26 protein-coding genes are annotated in these 17776 nt (G+C 53.9%); 25 read left to right on the top strand and 1 reads right to left on the bottom strand.

All coding sequences use genetic code 11. The annotated features are described in order from the left end of the window. Positions 1–158 precede the first annotated feature (158 nt). The 5 genes from rnc to acpS all read left to right on the top strand — a co-directional run bounded on the left by rnc (position 159) and on the right by acpS (position 3673). The gene (rnc, locus tag WFN87_RS19485; protein ID WP_008459505.1) at positions 159–839 is read left to right on the top strand and encodes a ribonuclease III; all 681 of its coding nucleotides are present in this window, start codon (positions 159–161) and stop codon (positions 837–839) included. Continuing rightward, positions 836–1744, top strand: coding sequence for a GTPase Era (gene era / locus WFN87_RS19480; protein WP_008459503.1), 909 nt, complete (start codon positions 836–838; stop codon positions 1742–1744). Before rnc ends, era begins: the two co-directional genes overlap by 4 nt. Positions 1745–1749: 5 nt before the next feature. Continuing rightward, positions 1750–2487 carry a DNA repair protein RecO gene (gene recO / locus WFN87_RS19475; protein WP_008459502.1) on the top strand — a complete coding sequence of 246 codons (738 nt, stop codon included), beginning with the start codon at positions 1750–1752 and terminating at the stop codon, positions 2485–2487. Between the two features lie 74 nt (positions 2488–2561). Then, complete coding sequence (gene pdxJ / locus WFN87_RS19470) at positions 2562–3293, top strand: pyridoxine 5'-phosphate synthase (RefSeq protein WP_273968521.1); 732 nt, start codon at positions 2562–2564, stop codon at positions 3291–3293. Continuing rightward, positions 3293–3673, top strand: coding sequence for a holo-ACP synthase (gene acpS, locus WFN87_RS19465; RefSeq protein WP_008459499.1), 381 nt, complete (start codon positions 3293–3295; stop codon positions 3671–3673). Before pdxJ ends, acpS begins: the two co-directional genes overlap by 1 nt. On the opposite strand, the gene WFN87_RS19460 is transcribed toward acpS, so the two are convergent. Beyond that, positions 3670–3930, bottom strand: coding sequence for a YfhL family 4Fe-4S dicluster ferredoxin (locus WFN87_RS19460; protein WP_008459497.1), 261 nt, complete (start codon positions 3928–3930; stop codon positions 3670–3672). The genes acpS and WFN87_RS19460 overlap by 4 nt on opposite strands. Before the next feature lie 261 nt (positions 3931–4191). Here WFN87_RS19460 and WFN87_RS19455 point away from each other — a divergent pair, with 261 nt between their 5' ends. The 20 genes from WFN87_RS19455 to WFN87_RS19360 form a co-directional block, all read left to right on the top strand. Next, the gene (locus WFN87_RS19455) at positions 4192–4938 is read left to right on the top strand and encodes a LexA family transcriptional regulator (protein ID WP_336981864.1); all 747 of its coding nucleotides are present in this window, start codon (positions 4192–4194) and stop codon (positions 4936–4938) included. 345 nt (positions 4939–5283) lie between these two features. Then, on the top strand, positions 5284–5619 hold the full coding sequence (locus WFN87_RS19450; RefSeq protein WP_336981866.1) for an antitermination protein N: 336 nt from the start codon (positions 5284–5286) through the stop codon (positions 5617–5619). 57 nt (positions 5620–5676) lie between these two features. After that, a complete protein-coding gene (locus WFN87_RS19445) occupies positions 5677–5976 on the top strand; it encodes a hypothetical protein (RefSeq protein WP_008459490.1) in 300 nt (99 codons plus the stop codon). Further along, complete coding sequence (locus WFN87_RS19440) at positions 5976–6467, top strand: lysozyme (RefSeq protein ID WP_336981868.1); 492 nt, start codon at positions 5976–5978, stop codon at positions 6465–6467. Before WFN87_RS19445 ends, WFN87_RS19440 begins: the two co-directional genes overlap by 1 nt. Continuing rightward, a complete protein-coding gene (locus WFN87_RS19435; RefSeq protein ID WP_336981870.1) occupies positions 6464–6916 on the top strand; it encodes a lysis protein in 453 nt (150 codons plus the stop codon). Before WFN87_RS19440 ends, WFN87_RS19435 begins: the two co-directional genes overlap by 4 nt. A gap of 50 nt (positions 6917–6966) precedes the next feature. After that, positions 6967–7845 (top strand): esterase/lipase family protein, encoded by an 879-nt coding sequence (locus WFN87_RS19430; RefSeq protein ID WP_008459483.1) that lies wholly within the window; start codon positions 6967–6969, stop codon positions 7843–7845. 45 nt (positions 7846–7890) lie between these two features. Beyond that, positions 7891–8430: a phage neck terminator protein gene (locus WFN87_RS19425; RefSeq protein WP_336981873.1), complete on the top strand. Its 540-nt coding sequence runs from the start codon at positions 7891–7893 to the stop codon at positions 8428–8430. A 3-nt stretch (positions 8431–8433) separates the two neighbouring features. Next, complete coding sequence (locus WFN87_RS19420) at positions 8434–9573, top strand: DUF3383 domain-containing protein (RefSeq protein ID WP_008459481.1); 1140 nt, start codon at positions 8434–8436, stop codon at positions 9571–9573. A gap of 10 nt (positions 9574–9583) precedes the next feature. Continuing rightward, positions 9584–10024, top strand: a complete 441-nt coding sequence (locus tag WFN87_RS19415) for a phage structural protein (protein ID WP_336981875.1) — start codon at positions 9584–9586, stop codon at positions 10022–10024. 3 nt (positions 10025–10027) lie between these two features. After that, a complete protein-coding gene (locus tag WFN87_RS19410) occupies positions 10028–10441 on the top strand; it encodes a phage tail assembly chaperone (RefSeq protein WP_336981877.1) in 414 nt (137 codons plus the stop codon). A 113-nt stretch (positions 10442–10554) separates the two neighbouring features. Further along, entirely contained in the window at positions 10555–10629 is a 75-nt protein-coding gene (locus WFN87_RS24180; RefSeq protein WP_441302654.1) for a DUF6889 family protein, read from the top strand. Then, positions 10619–12463 carry a hypothetical protein gene (locus WFN87_RS19400; RefSeq protein ID WP_336981879.1) on the top strand — a complete coding sequence of 615 codons (1845 nt, stop codon included), beginning with the start codon at positions 10619–10621 and terminating at the stop codon, positions 12461–12463. The genes WFN87_RS24180 and WFN87_RS19400 overlap by 11 nt, the downstream gene beginning before the upstream one ends. 1 nt (position 12464) lies before the next feature. After that, on the top strand, positions 12465–13046 hold the full coding sequence (locus tag WFN87_RS19395) for a phage baseplate protein (protein ID WP_085541539.1): 582 nt from the start codon (positions 12465–12467) through the stop codon (positions 13044–13046). A gap of 10 nt (positions 13047–13056) precedes the next feature. Next, positions 13057–13365 carry a phage baseplate plug family protein gene (locus tag WFN87_RS19390; RefSeq protein ID WP_336981882.1) on the top strand — a complete coding sequence of 103 codons (309 nt, stop codon included), beginning with the start codon at positions 13057–13059 and terminating at the stop codon, positions 13363–13365. A gap of 9 nt (positions 13366–13374) precedes the next feature. Then, a complete protein-coding gene (locus tag WFN87_RS19385; protein ID WP_336981884.1) occupies positions 13375–14376 on the top strand; it encodes a hypothetical protein in 1002 nt (333 codons plus the stop codon). A 39-nt stretch (positions 14377–14415) separates the two neighbouring features. Further along, positions 14416–15099 carry a Gp138 family membrane-puncturing spike protein gene (locus WFN87_RS19380; protein ID WP_336981886.1) on the top strand — a complete coding sequence of 228 codons (684 nt, stop codon included), beginning with the start codon at positions 14416–14418 and terminating at the stop codon, positions 15097–15099. Further along, positions 15096–15446 (top strand): hypothetical protein, encoded by a 351-nt coding sequence (locus WFN87_RS19375; RefSeq protein ID WP_085541543.1) that lies wholly within the window; start codon positions 15096–15098, stop codon positions 15444–15446. The genes WFN87_RS19380 and WFN87_RS19375 overlap by 4 nt, the downstream gene beginning before the upstream one ends. Continuing rightward, positions 15447–16646, top strand: coding sequence for a baseplate J/gp47 family protein (locus WFN87_RS19370; RefSeq protein WP_336981888.1), 1200 nt, complete (start codon positions 15447–15449; stop codon positions 16644–16646). Further along, entirely contained in the window at positions 16643–17323 is a 681-nt protein-coding gene (locus WFN87_RS19365; protein ID WP_336981890.1) for a DUF2612 domain-containing protein, read from the top strand. The genes WFN87_RS19370 and WFN87_RS19365 overlap by 4 nt, the downstream gene beginning before the upstream one ends. Continuing rightward, the coding region (locus tag WFN87_RS19360; RefSeq protein WP_336989467.1) for a phage tail protein at positions 17323–17776 on the top strand (454 nt) is incomplete at its 3' end. The genes WFN87_RS19365 and WFN87_RS19360, both read left to right, overlap by 1 nt.

Raw genomic sequence — 17776 nt, 5'->3', positions numbered from 1 at the left:
AAACTAACGACATCCCCTGCCGTTGTGTATAGAATATTCCCGCCTTTAAAGATTGGCTCCCGAAAGGGAGCCACGGCACACGAAACAGCGTTGGTTTCCTTTTTTCAGGTCTGTTCCGTGTGCTGAATAGTTGACGCATTCATTAATTTTGGTATCGCATGAATCCCATCGTAATAAATAGGCTGCAGCGTAAGCTGGGCTACACTTTTCAACATCAGGATCTGTTGCAACAGGCATTAACCCACCGGAGTGCCAGCAGCAAACACAACGAGCGTCTTGAGTTTTTGGGTGACTCCATTCTCAGTTATGTCATCGCGAATGCGCTGTATCATCGTTTTCCTCGCGTAGATGAAGGCGACATGAGCCGCATGCGTGCGACGCTGGTGCGCGGCAATACGCTGGCGGAAATCGCCCGCGAGTTCGAACTGGGTGAGTGTCTGCGTCTTGGGCCGGGTGAACTGAAAAGTGGCGGTTTCCGTCGCGAGTCGATTCTTGCTGATACCGTGGAAGCGTTGATCGGTGGCGTTTTCCTCGACAGCGACATTCAGAACGTTGAGCGTCTGATTCTCTCGTGGTATCAGACCCGTCTCGACGAAATCAGTCCAGGCGACAAGCAAAAAGATCCGAAAACGCGTCTGCAGGAGTACCTGCAGGGTCGCCATCTGCCGCTGCCGTCGTATCTGGTGGTGCAGGTGCGTGGTGAAGCGCACGATCAAGAATTTACCATTCACTGTCAGGTGAGTGGCCTGCCTGAGCCTGTCGTAGGGACGGGCTCAAGCCGCCGTAAAGCGGAACAGGCTGCGGCTGAGCAGGCGCTGAAAAAGCTGGAGCTGGAATGAGCGAAGAAAAAACGTATTGCGGCTTCGCGGCCATTGTTGGTCGCCCGAACGTCGGCAAATCCACGCTGCTGAATCAGCTGCTTGGGCAAAAAGTTTCCATTACCTCGCGTAAGGCGCAAACCACGCGCCACCGCATCATGGGCATCCATACCGAAGGGCCATATCAGGCGATTTACGTCGATACCCCGGGGCTGCACATGGAAGAAAAACGCGCCATTAACCGCCTGATGAACCGCGCGGCAAGCAGCTCCATCGGTGACGTTGAGCTGGTTATCTTCGTGGTTGAAGGCACCCGCTGGACGCCGGATGATGAAATGGTGCTGAACAAGCTGCGCGACAGCCGTGCGCCGGTCATCCTGGCCGTCAACAAAGTTGACAACGTTCAGGATAAAACCGTTCTGCTGCCTCACCTGCAGTTCCTCGGCAGCCAGATGAACTTCCTCGATATTGTGCCTATTTCGGCAGAAACCGGGATGAACGTTGATACCATCGCGGAAATCGTCCGTAAGCACCTGCCGGAAGCTATCCATCACTTCCCGGAAGAGTACATCACCGACCGCTCCCAGCGCTTTATGGCGTCTGAGATCATTCGCGAAAAGCTGATGCGTTTCCTGGGCGCCGAGCTGCCGTATTCTGTGACCGTAGAAATCGAGCAGTTCGTGACCAACGAACGCGGTGGCTACGACATCAACGGGCTGATCCTCGTTGAGCGCGAAGGGCAGAAGAAGATGGTGATTGGCAACAAAGGGGCCAAAATTAAAACCATCGGTATCGAAGCCCGTAAAGACATGGAAGAGATGTTCGAAGCCAAAGTTCACCTCGAACTTTGGGTGAAGGTGAAATCCGGCTGGGCCGATGACGAGCGTGCGCTGCGTAGTCTCGGTTATACCGACGACCTGAGCTAAAACTTATGGAAGGCTGGCAACGGGCTTTTGTCCTGCATAGTCGCCCCTGGAGCGAAACCAGCCTTTTGCTCGACCTGTTTTCCGAAGAGTCCGGGCGCGTTCGTCTGATTGCCAAAGGCGCGCGCTCTAAACGCTCAAATCTGAAAGGCGCTCTGCAGCCTTTTACCCCTCTGCTGGTTCGCTGGGGCGGCCGTGGCGAAGTCAAAACGCTACGCAGCGCCGAAGCGGTTTCTCTGGCCCTTCCCTTAAGTGGTATCACGCTGTACAGCGGCCTGTACGTCAATGAACTGGTGGCGCGCGTCCTCGAGCAGGAAACCCGCTTCTCCGAACTGTTCTTCGATTATCTCCACTGCATTCAGGCCTTAGCTGGCGCTACGGGCACACCGGAGCCTGCGCTGCGTCGTTTTGAGCTGGCGCTGCTGGGGCACCTTGGCTACGGCGTGGATTTTCTGCACTGCGCTGGTAGCGGGGCAGTCGTCGATGACACCATGACTTACACCTACCGTGAAGAGAAAGGTTTTATTGCCAGCGTGGTGATCGGCCACAGCAGCTTTACCGGCCGCCAGCTCAGAGCGCTAGCCGAACGCGAATTTCCCGATGCCGACACGCTCCGTGCCGCCAAGCGTTTCACGCGTATGGCGCTCAAGCCGTATCTACAAGGGAAGCCCCTCAAAAGTCGCGAACTGTTCCGCCAGTTTGTGCCTAAAAAAACGCCACCTGAGCCTTCAGATAGCTCACAGTAATCACAGACCGTAGCCAGGCTTTCCCCGGCAGGTGTAAACTGCCCGGCATCTGTCTGCGAACTCTGAGGATTGTCATGGCTGAATTACTGTTAGGCGTCAACATCGATCACATCGCTACCCTGCGTAACGCGCGCGGTACGGCATACCCGGATCCGGTTCAGGCCGCGTTTATCGCAGAGCAGGCGGGTGCCGATGGCATTACCGTTCACCTGCGCGAAGATCGCCGCCACATCACCGACCGTGACGTTCGCGTTCTGCGGGAAACCCTCGATACCCGCATGAACCTGGAAATGGCCGTCACCGAAGAGATGATCGCTATTGCCTGCCAGACGAAACCGCATTTCTGCTGCCTGGTGCCGGAAAAGCGCCAGGAAGTAACCACCGAAGGCGGCCTGGATGTTGCCGGTCAGTTGGATAAAATGCGCGATGCCTGCCAGCGCCTGGCTGACGCCGGTATTCTGGTTTCTCTGTTTATTGATGCCGACCACGCGCAGATTGACGCGGCGGTGGCCGTGGGTGCGCCTTACATTGAAATTCACACCGGCTGCTATGCGGATGCTGAAGATGAAGTCACGCAGGCCAAAGAGCTGGCTCGCATTGCTGAAGCCGCGAGCTATGCCGCCGCTAAAGGGCTGAAGGTGAATGCTGGTCACGGGCTGACGTATCACAATGTTCAGGCCATTGCGCGGATCCCTGAAATGCATGAGCTGAACATCGGTCACGCGATTATCGGGCGAGCGGTAATGAGCGGGCTTAAAGAAGCCGTGGCTGAAATGAAACGCCTGATGCAGGAAGCGCGTCGCTAATGGCCATTCTCGGCCTCGGCACGGACATAGTGGAAATTGCGCGCATTGAGAGCGTCATTTCCCGTTCCGGCGACCGACTGGCAAAGCGCGTACTGAGCCAAAATGAATGGGTCTTGTACCAGGCGCATCAGCAGCCGGTGCGTTTTCTGGCGAAGCGTTTTGCGGTGAAAGAAGCGGCCGCGAAAGCTTTTGGTACCGGAATTCGCAACGGGCTGGCGTTCAACCAGTTTGAAGTGTTTAACGACGCGCTGGGCAAACCTCAACTGCGGTTTTGGGAAGAGGCGGAGCGGCTGGCTGAAAAAATGGGCGTGCGTTCAGTTCACGTTACCCTGGCGGATGAGCGCCATTACGCCTGCGCGACGGTGATCATCGAAAGCTAAAGTTTATCCGCATGGTGGAGCAGCACGAACTTATCCCACAGCTGCTCTTCATTCTCAATGTGCGCCGGGTCGTGAATTATCGTGCTGGGGATCGGGCAAACTTTCTGGCAGGTCGGGGTTTCGTAATGGCCCACGCATTCCGTGCAACGATCGGTATCGATCTGGTAGATAGCATCGCCCATGGAGATGGCCTGATTCGGGCATTCCGGCTCGCACATATCGCAGTTGATGCACTTCTTCGTAATTAATAACGCCATTTCAACCTGTTACCAGCCCCACCGGACTCAAAGATATATTCACATTTCGCGCTCAAAACATTGCAAAAGCCTGTATATTTAACCAGTATTAAGTTTGATTAAAGATAATGGATAAAGCAGGGACGTTTCGATGGCGCGCACTTTACCACAAAAGCAGATCATCCCCAATGATACTGCGCCTTTAAGTTTTGTGCTTTGTGTACTTTCAGTACGTGTTATCATTGAACTATTGGTCATGAAAAACACGACGGGGTCGTACTTATGGTACAGAGAGAACAACTGCGCGAAGCTTTTTCCCGCAGGCTGGCGCAGGCCTGCAGCGAAGCAAACCTCGATGAGTTCGGGCGCGGTATGGCGATAGCGCGCGCGCTGGGCGTTTCCTCCAAGGCCGTCAGTAAGTGGCTTAACGCCGAAGCCATCCCCCGGCAGGATAAAATGTACGAGCTGGCAACGTTTCTTCGGGCCGACGCGCTCTGGCTTCAGCACGGCAGTGAAACGGGCTATCAAAGCGAAGGGCGCGAGAATACGGCCAGCCATGAAGAGGCGGCCATTTATCCTTTCCAGCCGCGCGAAGAGCAGGGCTTTCGCATCGACGTACTGGACATTGAGGCCAGCGCGGGGCCGGGGCGACTGGTCTCCAGCGAAGTCACCGAAACCATCAACCACATCGTCTACGACAGCCAGGAAGCGCTGGAGCTGTTCGGCCACCGGCCGGCTTCAACGATAAAAGTCATCACTGTCACCGGTGACAGCATGTCCGGCACCATTGAACTGGGTGACTATATCTTTGTGGATATTGGCAAAGACTACTTCGATGGCGATGGCATCTATGTGTTTCTCTATAAGGGACAGCTGCTGGTGAAGCGCCTGCAGATGACCCATGACTGCCTGCTGGTGCGATCGGACAACCCCAAATATGCTGACTGGCGCATTAGCGAAGAGAACGAACAGCACCTCAAAATTATTGGCCGAGTGATGTACAGCCATTCAATTCGCCGCCACGCCTGAGATAGCTCATCCTCAAGCTCCATCCAGCCTCAGTCACTTACCCAAGTGTGCTCCTGAGGCTGGATCCCTTGCCGCCTTGCCGCAACTCGAATGCTAACCCATCTAAAAATAATCTTATAAATCAATAAGTAATTATCAATGCGATCTTTTTTTAAATAATTCGTACTTTTGGTTCTTGACGTAATTGTACTATTGGTTCAATATCAATTCATCGGCAGGACGCACCGACTCACAAGGCAAGTGAACGCTCCTTAACATCAGGCCCTGAAAAAGGGCACATACACCAAAGCAAGAAGCTTTGGGATATCAGAGAGATATCACCAAAGTTGATTGACAGGAGGTTGTATGGACGCACAGGCACGTCGCCGCCAGCGCCGCGAAGCTAAACAGGCCGTCTGGAAAGCTGCCAACCCGCTGTTAGTCGGGGTAAGAGCGAAACCTGAGGCACGGCTTATTCTCTCGCTGGTTCGTAAACCCAGGTCTCGCCCCGACAAGGCCCTGGGGGTGATTAACATCTATGGTCTGCAAATCATTCAGCAGGCAGAGCATTATCAACGACTGCGCCAGAAGTTAGACGCCAGGCAAAAAAGCGTTTATCAGGCCACGCCTCGCAGCGAATCCGGCTTACCGGCAGCGACCGGGAAGCAAACCCGACGCGGAAAACCTGTTCCGCTGATTTAACGCCATACCGCTTCTTTATCCCAACGGCAGTTCGACCCCTCAACCGAAGGTTCTTCCATGAACGACCAACCCGCAAATCTGGTCACGCAGTCTTTTGCGTGGCTGGCGGCGCTTGCCGCCGGTCTGGGTATCACGACACAGGATATGGTCTACATGATATTCGGACTGCTTAGCGTACTGATTTCACTGGCTTCGTGGCTGGGCGGCAGGCTGGATGCCCACCGACAGCATCTCGAAGATCAAAAGCGCACCCGAATCCTCCAGACGCTGGTGGATGACTTGCAAACCTTAAACCGAGCCGAGCAGATTGAGATTATCAGGGCAGTCAGCGAGGTACTGAAAAAGGCAGGTAACTAGTGGCTCTTTCTCCCGGACTCAGAAAAACATTACTCGGATTGTCAGGGGCGGGTGCTCTGACGATTGCAGGCACGCTTCTGCCCGAGCTGGAAGGCGTGCGCTACACGCCATATTACGACGTCGCCGGGGTGCTGACCGTCTGTTACGGCCATACCGGTAAAGACATTATTCCCGACAAAACATACACCCTGTCTGAGTGCAGGCGCTGGCTTGACCAGGATCTCGGCCCGGCGGCTCAGGCGGTCTCAAGGGCCGTCACCGTCCCGGTCAGTGAGTACCAACGAGCAGCTTTGATTAGCTTTACCTACAACGTTGGTACAGCCGCTTTTCTGCGCTCTTCCGTGCTCAGGATGTTAAACGCTGGCGAGTACAAACAGGCCTGCGCTGGGCTGAAAAAATGGATCTGGGCGGGTGGGAAGCAGTGGCAGGGGCTTATCAATCGTCGCGAGGTGGAGTACCAGCTTTGTACCTGGCCGGAGCCGGAAGAATGAAGCCGCTGACCTCACTTGTGCTGGCGGCCTTTACGCTGCTCATTGCCAGCAGCTGGTGGTTTCACCAACGCTATGCCGTGCAAAAACAAAGGGCAGAGTCAGCCCTGGAGCAGCTGGCTCAGCAAAAAAATGAGCTGCAAAACCTTGTCCGGCGCCAGCAGGCAATAGCTGACCTGGATGTCCACTATAGCGAGGAGTTAACCCATGCCCGGCTCACCATTGAAAACCTGCAGCGTGATGTGGCTGCTGGTACTCAGCGGCTGCGCGTCAGCGCCACCTGCAAAGCAGTGCCTGGCACCACCGCCACCGCCAGGCTGGATGATGGAGCCGCCCCCGGACTTACTGACGCCGCTCAACGGGATTATTTCCGTCTTCGGGAGCGAATAGAAACGAGCAACAAGCAGCTGGCGGGGCTGCAGGAGTACATCCGCAATCAGTGCCTGAACTAAGCCTCGAATTTTCGAGGCTTTTTTATTCCTACGTCAAAGAGGTCATTCCTATGTCTACATCCCTGAAGTACCCGATTGTTCTGGTCCACGGTCTGTTCGGTTTCGACAAAATTGGCGGGATCTACCCCTATTTCTACGGCATCAAAGAGGCGCTGGAGAAAGCCGGGGCGAAGGTCTACATCGCCACGATTTCCGCATTGAACAGCAATGAAATGCGCGGCGAGCAGCTGCTGGAATTTATCCGTAAAGTCCTGGCCGAAACGGGTGCGGCAAAAGTTAACCTGATTGGCCACAGTCAGGGGCCTTTGGCCTGTCGTTACGCTGCGGCGACCCATCCTGAACTTATTGCCTCGGTAACCTCCGTGAACGGCGTTAACCATGGCTCCGAAGTGGCAGACCTTGTTCGACTGGCGCTGAAGCCTGGCCGCCTGCCAGAGTCTATCGCCAATGCTGCCCTGTCGGCTTTCGGCCAGCTGCTTTCCGCCCTGGCGGGGGCACCTCGTCTGCCTCAATCCGGCGTGGATGCCCTGGATGCATTGACTAGCGAAGGCGTTGCCGCCTTTAACAAGAAGTATCCGCAGGGACTGCCTGCGCAGTGGGGCGGCCAGGGCAAAGAGCTGGATAACGGCGTCTACTACTACTCGTGGAGCGGGATTATCGACTACAACCCGCTGAATCAGGGCGCGAACAATCTGGATCCGCTGCATGTCGCCATGCTGGCGTTTTCCATCCTGTTCACCAACGAACGTTTCCAGAACGATGGCCTGGTTGGCCGTTACAGCAGCCATCTGGGCAAGGTGATTGGCTCCGACTATTCGATGGATCACGTCGATGCCATCAACCAGCTTGCCGGCGTGGTGGCCAGCAACAGCGACCCGGTCAAGCTGTACGTCGACCACGTGGCTCGTCTGCAGGCCAAAGGGCTGTAAGCCTTATCTGAACCCCCTTTGGGCGGTTTTTCTTTGGAGAAATCAATGAATGACACCACGCGTCCGGGCTTTCTGACGCCGCTGGGGGCATCGCCACACTACGACGATGTACTTGATGCCGATCTTACCGGCTGGATTGTCGGCGTATCAGGCCTGCCGCCGGAAATGGTGATGGCGAAGTGGAGCGACCCGCCACCTGCCACGCCTGAGGCCGGCATTACCTGGTGTGACTTTTTTACCAACGTGAAGCAGGCGGAAGCGTCTTTCTTCCACTCACAGGACAGCGATCAAAGCGTACTTCAGAGCACCGAGTCCGTGGACGTGACCTGTGGCTTTTATGGCCCCGGCGCTCAGGCCGTTGCCGCGCTTTTTCGTGATGGCCTGAACGTGCCGCAAAACAACGCCGAGCTTAACCGACTGGGCCTGACGTTTTTGCAGTGCGGCGACATTACGCCGGACCCTGAATTTATCAATAACCAGTGGCTACGCCGCTACACCCTCACCGTGGCGCTCAAGCGCAGTATTGCCCGGCGCTACGGTATTCGTTCCATCCTTTCATCCGCAGTAAAAATCATTGGAGAGTAAGCTATGTCACAGGGTTTACCTGTATCTAACATTGTCAGCGTGACAGTGAATATGGCGCCGCGTGCGGCGCAGTCCCGTAACTATGGTGCGCTGCTGGTCGTAGGCGCGAGCAACGTTATTGATGCCAAAGAGCGTATGCGTGCTTATTCCAGCCTGAGCGGCGTAGCCGCCGATTTTGGTCTGGAAGCGCCGGAATACAAAGCCGCCAGCCTCTACTACCAGCAGTCCCCGCAGCCTGCTGACCTGTATATCGGGCGCTGGGTTAAAGAAGGCGGCGAGGGCAAAGCCGGAGAAACCATCGCCGAATGCGTCTCCGCGCTGAGTGCGCACTCGACCGACTGGTATGGTCTGGTGATTGCCGACGATACCCTTACCGATGAAGGCGTGCTGGCCGTGGCGGCGGTTATTGAAGGCGACGGCGTTTCCCGTATCTTTGGTCATACTTCCGCCAGCGCTAAAGTGTTGGATGCTAACGACAGCACCGATGTCTTCAGCAAGCTGAAAGCGGCTAAGTTCGCCCGCACTTTTGGTCAGTACTCCAGCGCCACGCCGTTTGCGGCCGCCTCCCTGTTTGGCCGCGCGTTCACCGTTAACTTCAACGGCAATAACACCACCATTACCCTGAAATTCAAGCAGGAACCGGGAATTACCGCAGAAACGCTGACCCAAACACAAATCAATGCTCTTTCCGCGAAAAATGCCAACGTCTTTGTGAATTACAACAACGACACCGCCATTATTCAGGAAGGCGTAATGAGCAACGGCAGCTTCATCGATGAGCGCCACGGCCTGGACTGGCTGCAAAACTATGTGCAGACCAACCTCTATAACCTGCTTTACACCAGCACCACAAAAATCCCGCAAACCGATGCCGGTGTTACCCGTCTGCTGAGCAACGTTGAGCACTCCATGGCGCAGGCGGTCACCAATGGTCTGGTCGCACCGGGTGTCTGGAATGGCGCCGATATTGGCCAACTGGCCTCCGGCGACACGCTGACCAAAGGCTACTACGTTTACGCCCCAGCTGTAGCGACTCAGGCGCAGTCAGACCGCGAGGCGCGTAAGGCGCCAGTGATTCAGGTGGCCTGCAAACTGGCGGGTGCCGTGCACTTCGCTGACGTCGAAATCAATGTTGTTCGTTAAGGAGATTTAAATGGGTACTTATTCTTTTATGGATGTGACGGCTTCTCTTGTGGGGCCAACCGGCGTGATTGATTTGGGCGCGGGCAGTGCGAACGGTGATGCCGGGATCAAAGTGGAAATGGCTGGCACAAAAAACACGATGACCGTCGGCATAGACGGTGAGGTGATGCATAACCTCTCTCCGGCTAAAAACGGTTCGATCACCGTGACCTTGATGAAAACCTCCCCGGTGAACAAAAAGCTGATGCTGGCTTACAACGCCCAAACGCTCTCCTCGGCATTGTGGGGTAAGAACACGATTGTGGTGCGCAACACTTCCTCCGGCGATTTGGTTTCGGCCAGCAGTGTGGCGTTTTCTCAGCTTCCAGCGAACAGCAATGGCAAAGATGCGGGCACCATGGACTGGAAGTTTGACTGCGGCAAAATCGATCAGCTGCTTGGGGAGTTCTAAGCCATGGAAATTACCCTGAAAGCGGTGAACTACCGCATTGGCAAGCTCGGCGTTTTCGAGCAGCTTAGCGTTGCTCGGAAGCTGCTGCCGGTTCTGGCAGGCGTTGTGGGTGATTTTCGCAGCTTGCAGGGTAAGGAGGGCGGAAACGCCCTCGAAACCGTGCTGCCAAAAATTGCCCGCACCCTTGCCGACCTCAGCGAGGAAGATTGCAACACCATTCTGTATCCGTGCCTCTCGGTCGTGACGCGCGAACACATGAAGGGCTGGGTGCCGGTCTTTAGTCAGGGCGCATTGTCCTTTGACGATATCGATCTGATGACGCTGCTACAGCTGGTGGCCCGGGTGGTGGCCGACTCGCTGGGAAATTTTTTGCAAGAACTCCCCGGCAGCGAAAAACCGGCTCCGTCGGCGGCCTGAGGCTGGAGGCGCTGCCGGGCGGGGAAGATTACATTCTTCGCCCGACGGAGGTCTTCGGCCTCAGCTGGCTGGATCTAAAAAGCGGCGCGGTGGATCTCTACGATATTGCGCTGATGAATGATTACCTTGAGATGCAGGCCGATAACAAGGCCTGTATCACACGCTGGAGAGAGGAAAATGAGCGCTAGCACACAGCTTGTTCCTTACGTCCCGATCCCAGATTTTTTTTATCAAGAAGACCTTAGCTCGCGAATCAACGCCGCTTTTGGGGAACTGGATAAAACGCTGAAAAAGGGAAAAGAAGAGGCGGCAAAAGTTGATTTTGAAAAACTGGCTAAAAGTTTCGAAAACTTCAGTAATCAGGTGCTGTCTCCGCTAACTAAAGCGGGATCCTGGTTTGAAAAGCGGCTGTCTGGCATCGAGAAGGATGCACAGGCAGCTCAATCTCTGAACGCCGATTTAGAGGCTTACAAGGCACTGCAATACGGTGCCAGTCAGTCAGGGGCGGACATTGGTGCGCTGCAAAAGTCGATTAAAAGCGTCAGTGAGTATGTGAACGGTGACTCGCTGCACGAGAGCCTGTTGAAAAGTCTCGGCGTAAAAACGCATGATGACGCTGGCTTAAAGCGGGATAACGCCGATATTTTCACGCAGGTTGCCCGTTCTTTGGGCGCAGTGAACAGAGACAGCGCCGATTTCTATGCATTGAATCTGGGGATTGATGACGACACGCTGCATGCGATGCAGCGCGGATTAAGCCAGTTTGCCGAAGAGTATCAGGACTTGTCCATCCGCATAGGCGGAAGCGCAGAGCAAAGCGCCGACCAGTCCGAAAAATTTATGCAGTCCTGGCGTAAAGCGGACTCCGTGTTTGATTTGTTAGTAGCAAAATCAGGCGGCGATCTGGCCGAAAAATTGGCTGAGCCCGTTGAGAGACTGGCCGAAAAAATGCTGGTTAAAGCGCCACAAATTGAACGCGTGTTGGACAAAATTGGCGCCGTCGTTGAACAGTTTGCTGACATTTTCGTTGATGCACTGAGCGGCACCATCGACTGGGTTACCGACGTGATGGCGTGGTGGGATCGCCTTGACGAAGGTTCTCAGGGGCTAATCGGTGGTTTAGCGGGGCTTACCGCGGCCTGGCTGGTTCTGAACAGCGCATTTCTCGCTTCCCCTGTCGGGATTATCCTCTCGCTGGCTGCGGCCATTGGCCTGCTTTATAACGACTACCAGAAATGGAAAGCTGGGCAAGAGAGCTTTATTGACTGGGGAGAGTGGGGACCGGTTATTGAAAATGTCGTGGGAGGTTTCCGTTTAATCGGTGAGGTAATTAAAGTCGCTGTTTCGGCGGTTGGCGGCTGGGAAACCGTATTTCGTTCCCTGGCAACCTATACAGCTATTTCTTGGGCAACAAAGATGATTACCGCCATCGGAACCGTTATTCAAGCCTTGAGGCAACTAATGGGAATATCAGCCAAAGCGGTTCCCAGAAGCATATTAGGGAGATTAGGTGGCGTTGGAGCAGCTGCTGTCATGCTGGAGCCTATTATTGATAAAGGATTAAATTCAGCCTTTGGCAGTTACGATTATTTTCAACGTATTCGCACTGCACCTACCTTTAAAGATTTGGGTTTGGCATTGTTTGGTAAAGGCGATGCTCATTGGCAGGATGGTAAATGGGTTGATAACAGATTAAATAATGATGAGGCAAGAGATGAGATCAAACCATCTATGGATTTAGGTTCTTATAAACCTTCTTCTTTGTTAAATAATCTGAGTCATCCAGGTATTGAGTCTCTTTTATTAAGCGGATATGGGAATGATCCGGGTTGGCGCTATGCTACACCAAGTGAACTTGGGAGTAATAATGTCAGCAATGTGAGTTCACCTATTATAAATCACAAAGTTGATATTGTGGTAAATGGTGCTGGTGACCCGGCTTCGGTGGCAAGTGAAATTGCACTGCGCCAAACGAGTGCTTATTCATTAGTCACACAGATGAATATGGTTGGAGTGACATGATATGAATATTACTTCAGCATTACTTTGGGCTAAATCTCTTGGCTCAGCCTTTCTTGCACAACAAGTTATTCTTGATGAAAGCCATTCCGATTCTATTGAAATTGCTTCTCATCCCGTTGAAATGGGAGCCAATATCAGCGATCACTTTTGGCGGAAACCCAGCGAGCTCACTATGAATTGTGTTTTCTCCGGCGGAGGGTGGCTTGACTTTAGCAATATCAAAGAGCCAGGGTTTCACTGGGATGGTACGCAGCAAAATATTTATAAAAATCTTTTGCAACTACAAAATCAAGGTGAGCCAATCTCGGTGATTACCAGTAAACGCAGCTATCAGAATATGCTGCTTAAGCAAATTGGTGTTACTGTGAATAAGGAAACCAGTAATATTCTTAAATGCTCACTGACGTTTGCTGAAGTCATTATTTCTTACACTGAGGCATTGCCTGCAGCGCCTAAAGCGAATATGAGAGAGGGAATTTCTACTTCTGCTGTCGCAAGTGGTGGGACTAAAACTACCATGCCAGCGGGTGAGGCTCATATCAACGTCTTGCCGCTGCCCGGCGCAAGAACGTCTGTACGTTAAGGATAGGACCATGTCTATAGAGGAAATTCCACTCACCGCGGAGAACCAACTCTTCACTATTCAGCTTGGCGGGCAAAAACTCCGTTTGAGGCTTATTTTTCGGGATTCTGGTGGTTGGATTCTGGACTTGCTTAACCTGGATGATACGCCCCTTGTTACTGGTATTCCGCTGGTACAGGGCGCTAATTTGTTGGAATCTCACAGCGGGTTAGGTTTTTCTGGTGGTTTATGGGTTATATCAGACGATGAGGCCCATGAATATCCAACGAAAGCTAACCTCGGCACACTCAGTCATCTTTATTTTGTCAGTCAGTATTAAGGGGGCGATATGAGCCGGAACTGGTCACGCCACCTGGAACTTCAACTGGTGGATAACAATGACAAGGGAATATCTCTTTCCGGGTTTAAAGTTACATTCAAAATTTCCTGGCAAAGTGGCGCGAACCCAAAAGTTGCCGAGATTAAAATTTATAATCTCAGTGAGTCTACGTCAAAAAGAATCACCGGGCCTGAATTTACCCGGATTCGTATCTTCGCTGGTTATGGTCGAAGTGTTTATGATGAGTCTGAAGTTGGTACGGTAAAACCTGTAATAGTTGGTGCCAGGTCCAACGAAACTAATGTTGGATTATTATTTGGCGGCGACATTCGTCTAACAGTCACCGGGCGAGAAACATCGCCCGATAATTGGCTGGTAATTCAGGCCATTGACGGGCATGAAGTTATTTCTTCTGCAGTATTAAGTGCCACGCTTGCGAAAGGGTATACCGCGGAAGATATGTATGACCTGATTGGCAACGCATTAAAACCTTACGGTGTAGTTAGTGGTAATAGACCCATATTCCCTATTACAGAGTTTCCTCGAGGATATACATTTCACGGTAAAGTTAGCGCCTATCTAGACAGGCTGGCAAGTCTATGTGGCGCTGAGTGGCAGATATTGAATGACAGGTTAGATCTCTACACGCCAGATCAAATATCTCATGAGCCAATTAATATTAGTAGCCGTAGTGGTGTCATTGGCATGCCACAACAAATATCTGGAAATGAGTTTTCGCTGAAATGTCTTATTAATCCAGATATTCAGGTTTATGGCTTAATTAAGCTGGATAATAAATGGCCTTATCCGGCCGTGCCTGAATTAGGTACGACAGCTGCATCGGCCAATGCGCAAAGGGCCAGCGGTGGAATATATAAAGTGTATGGCATCGTTTATAAAGGCGATTCCCGAGGGACGGAATGGTACATGGATATTATGTGTCGCCCATTAAATAGCCAACACCCGAGTGATGAAAATGTAAATAAATGGTCCACAGAAAAAATGAAATAAGAGGCCAGCCTCGGCGGGCTTTTTACTACTGGAGGTTAGATGGCATTAACAACGTCTTCCCTGATGGGAGAATTTGCCGAGGCTCTTGCCACGAACAATGCTGCGTTGAGTAATACGCTGCGTGTGGCGCTGCCTGGCATTATTCAGTCTTTTGATCCACAAACCGTTACCTGCGCTGTCGCCCCAGCGATCAGAGGCGCACAGTTCGCCAGAGACGGAACTGTGTCCCAAGTCAATTATCCTCTGCTGGTGGATGTGCCGGTTGTTTTCCCGCATGGCGGAGGGTGCTCGCTGACGTTTCCGCTTAAAGCGGGAGACGAATGCCTGGTTATTTTCGCCGATCGCGCCATCGACTTTTGGTGGCAAAGCGGAGGCATTCAGGAGCCGGTCGATGCCCGTCAGCACTCGTTGTCGGATGCCTTCGTGTTGCCTGGCCCTCAGTCACAGGCGAAAAAAATCAGCGGCATCAGCACTTCGGCGGTTCAGCTACGCAGCGAAGACGGCAAAGCCTTTGTTGAGCTGGATCCCAGCAGCCACAGCATCACGCTCGCTACGCCGGGAAAACTTACCGCGACGGCGGCCAGCATTGACCTGACCGGTGAGGTCAATATCAAAGGCAACGTGACCGTGAGCGGAGATGTTACTGCCAGCGGGATAAGCCTGACGAATCACCGCCACGGCGGCGTGCAGTCCGGCGGTGCGAACACGGGAGGTCCGGTATGAAATACCGCAGAGAGAGCAGCGACGGAGATTACACCTTTGGTCAGGGAGAAAACACCTTCCTGGAAAACTCGCCGGAGTGCGTGGCTCAGGCGGTGAGTACCCGGCTCAAGCTGTGGCAGGGTGAGTGGTTTCTGGATAACCGGACCGGCACACCTTACCGCCAGTCCGTTCTTGGCAAACAGCAGGATGACACCTGGGTATTAATGCTGATTGACCGCGTCAGCCAGACCATGGGCGTTAAGTCCGTGCTGGATGTCACCGCCGCGCGCACTGAAAAACGCACCGTAACCTTCAACGCCACCATCGACACCGTTTACGGTCCTACCACTTTAAACAGCGAGGCATAAATGGCCCTCAATTCTGAAACGCTGGGGTTATCGGCAACGGTAACGGCCCAGGGGATAACCGCGCCTGATTATCAAAGCCTGTTAGGGACTTTGATGGATGCGTTCAGGCAAATCTACGGCACCGATGCGTACCTGGAGCCGGACAGCAAAGACGGGCAGCTCATCTCGCTGGTGGCGCTGGCCATTCATGACGCTAACAATGCGGCGATTGCTTCTTACAACAGCTTTTCGCCTGTGACGGCAATGGGGCGGGCGTTATCTAGCAACGTTAAGATCAACGGTATTGTCAGGCGGGCAGCGACTTTCTCGACGGTCGATCTGCTGTTGACGGGCATTCCCGGCACGACCATCACCCACGGTTCCGTCAGGGATGACAGCGGCGTGACGTGGTTTTTGCCTGAGGTGGTGTCGATAGGCGTCGATGGCTCAGTCATCGCCACCGCAACCTGTGCCAGCAGCGGCGTAATGGTAGCCCCTGCGGGGTCTATTACCATTATGGGCACCCCAACGCGCGGCTGGACTGCGGTCACGAACCCTCAGGCTGCCACGCCGGGCGTAGCAGCGGAAACTGATGCCGAATTGCGCATCCGACAGTCGCAGAGCGTTGCCTTGCCTGCGCTCACGCCGTTCGAAGCGGTCGAGGGAGCGATTGCCAACATCGCAGGCGTTACCCGGCATAAGCTCTACGAAAATGATACTGGCACCGTCAACGCCAATGGCCTGCCTCCGCATTGCATCGCTGCGATTGTGGACGGCGGGGATGTGACGGAAATTGCCCAGACGATCAGGGGTAAAAAGGGCCAGGGCGTGGCAACCTTCGGCACCACGTCCATTGTGGTGCCCGATCTCTACGGCAATCCCCACAGCATTGCTTTCTCTCGGTCCGGCAATGTGCCGATTTACGTCGACATCGTGCTGAAAGTGTTCACTGGCTATACGTCGCAAATCGGCGAGCAGATGAAGCAGGCGATTGCCGACTATATCAACGGCCTGGGCATTGGCGACAGCGTGCTGCTGAGCCGCATTTACTCACCGGCCAACCTGGGCGTAGTCAGCGGCGGGAAAGCGCGTTATTACGACATCACCGACTTGCTGATCGGTAAATCTACCTCTGCGGTCGCGGCGGCTAACGTCAATATCGGCTACAGCGAAGCTGCCTCCTGCAGCGTGGACAACATCAATATCACGGTGAGCTCATGAGTAAATATACCGGGCGCATCACCAGCTACCACGCCAGCAAGCCCCTGTTTTTTGCTCACGTGGATCTGAGCACCCGTCCTTTCACTGAGACCGCAATGATCACCGAAAGCCTGATCGATGCGTTTGATATCGACACTGCGGTTGGGGTTCAGCTTGATGCGCTGGGGCAGTGGATTGGGCGAAGCCGCATCGTTAGCCAGCCGATTTCCGGCGTCTATTTTAGCTGGGACACCGACGGGCTGGGTTACGACCAGGGCGTGTGGCAGGGACCTTACGATCCCGATGCAGGCTACACCTCACTGAGCGATGAAACCTACCGCATCATCCTCAAGGCAAAAATCGCAATGAACAACTGGGACGGGCAGAACGACACGCTGCCCGTGATTCTGGACGCCGCCACGGCAGGCGCAGGGCTGCGAATGCAAATCGTCGACAACCAGGACATGACCATTTCTGTCTGGGTACTGCCGGAAACGGACATTGCTGACGTGTCCCTCGAGCTTCTCGCGGCCATCAAACAGGGCTACCTGACGGTGAAAGCCGCCGGCGTTTGGGCCGGAGACATTCAGACGCCTTCGGTAGAAGCGCCGTCGCAGGGCGGCAAATTCTTTGGGTTTGATATCAACAATCACTATATCGCCGGTTTTGACGACGGCGCATGGGAGAGGAAACTTTAATGGCTACAAATCAGTTTAAACCTTTTGCAACCAGGCCTGACGCCAACGTCACGCCGCAAAATGAATGGGAAAATTTGCCCGCGCTGTTAAGCGGCTTTGCCGGCGGTAAAGCCAGCAGCGCTCAGGTGAACAAAGCGCTGCGCCAGACGTCATTTATTGCCGCCGCGCTGGCCCAGTTCGTAAGCGATAAAAGCGGGCAGGACGTGCTGGACGACGGTGATATCGCTGCCTTCCTGGCGAAGCTTGCTTCAGGTTTTGGTAACCAATATCTCAGCCGCCAAAACCCCTTCGCGGATATCAAGGCCGACGGTGCCGGGGCGGTTTCTACGGCTCTCGCAAACCTTGGTTTGGGGGAAGGATCGGCTTTGCCGGTTGGTGTGCCTGTTCCGTGGGCGTTGTCTGTAGCGCCGGCAGGATGGTTGAAATGCAATGGCGCAGCGTTTTCAGCGGCTC

Origin of the sequence: Cedecea sp. AS113 (genome assembly GCF_037152415.1) — a bacterium.
Lineage (GTDB): Bacteria > Pseudomonadota > Gammaproteobacteria > Enterobacterales > Enterobacteriaceae > Cedecea.
This window is presented reverse-complemented; position numbering and strand designations above follow the sequence as displayed.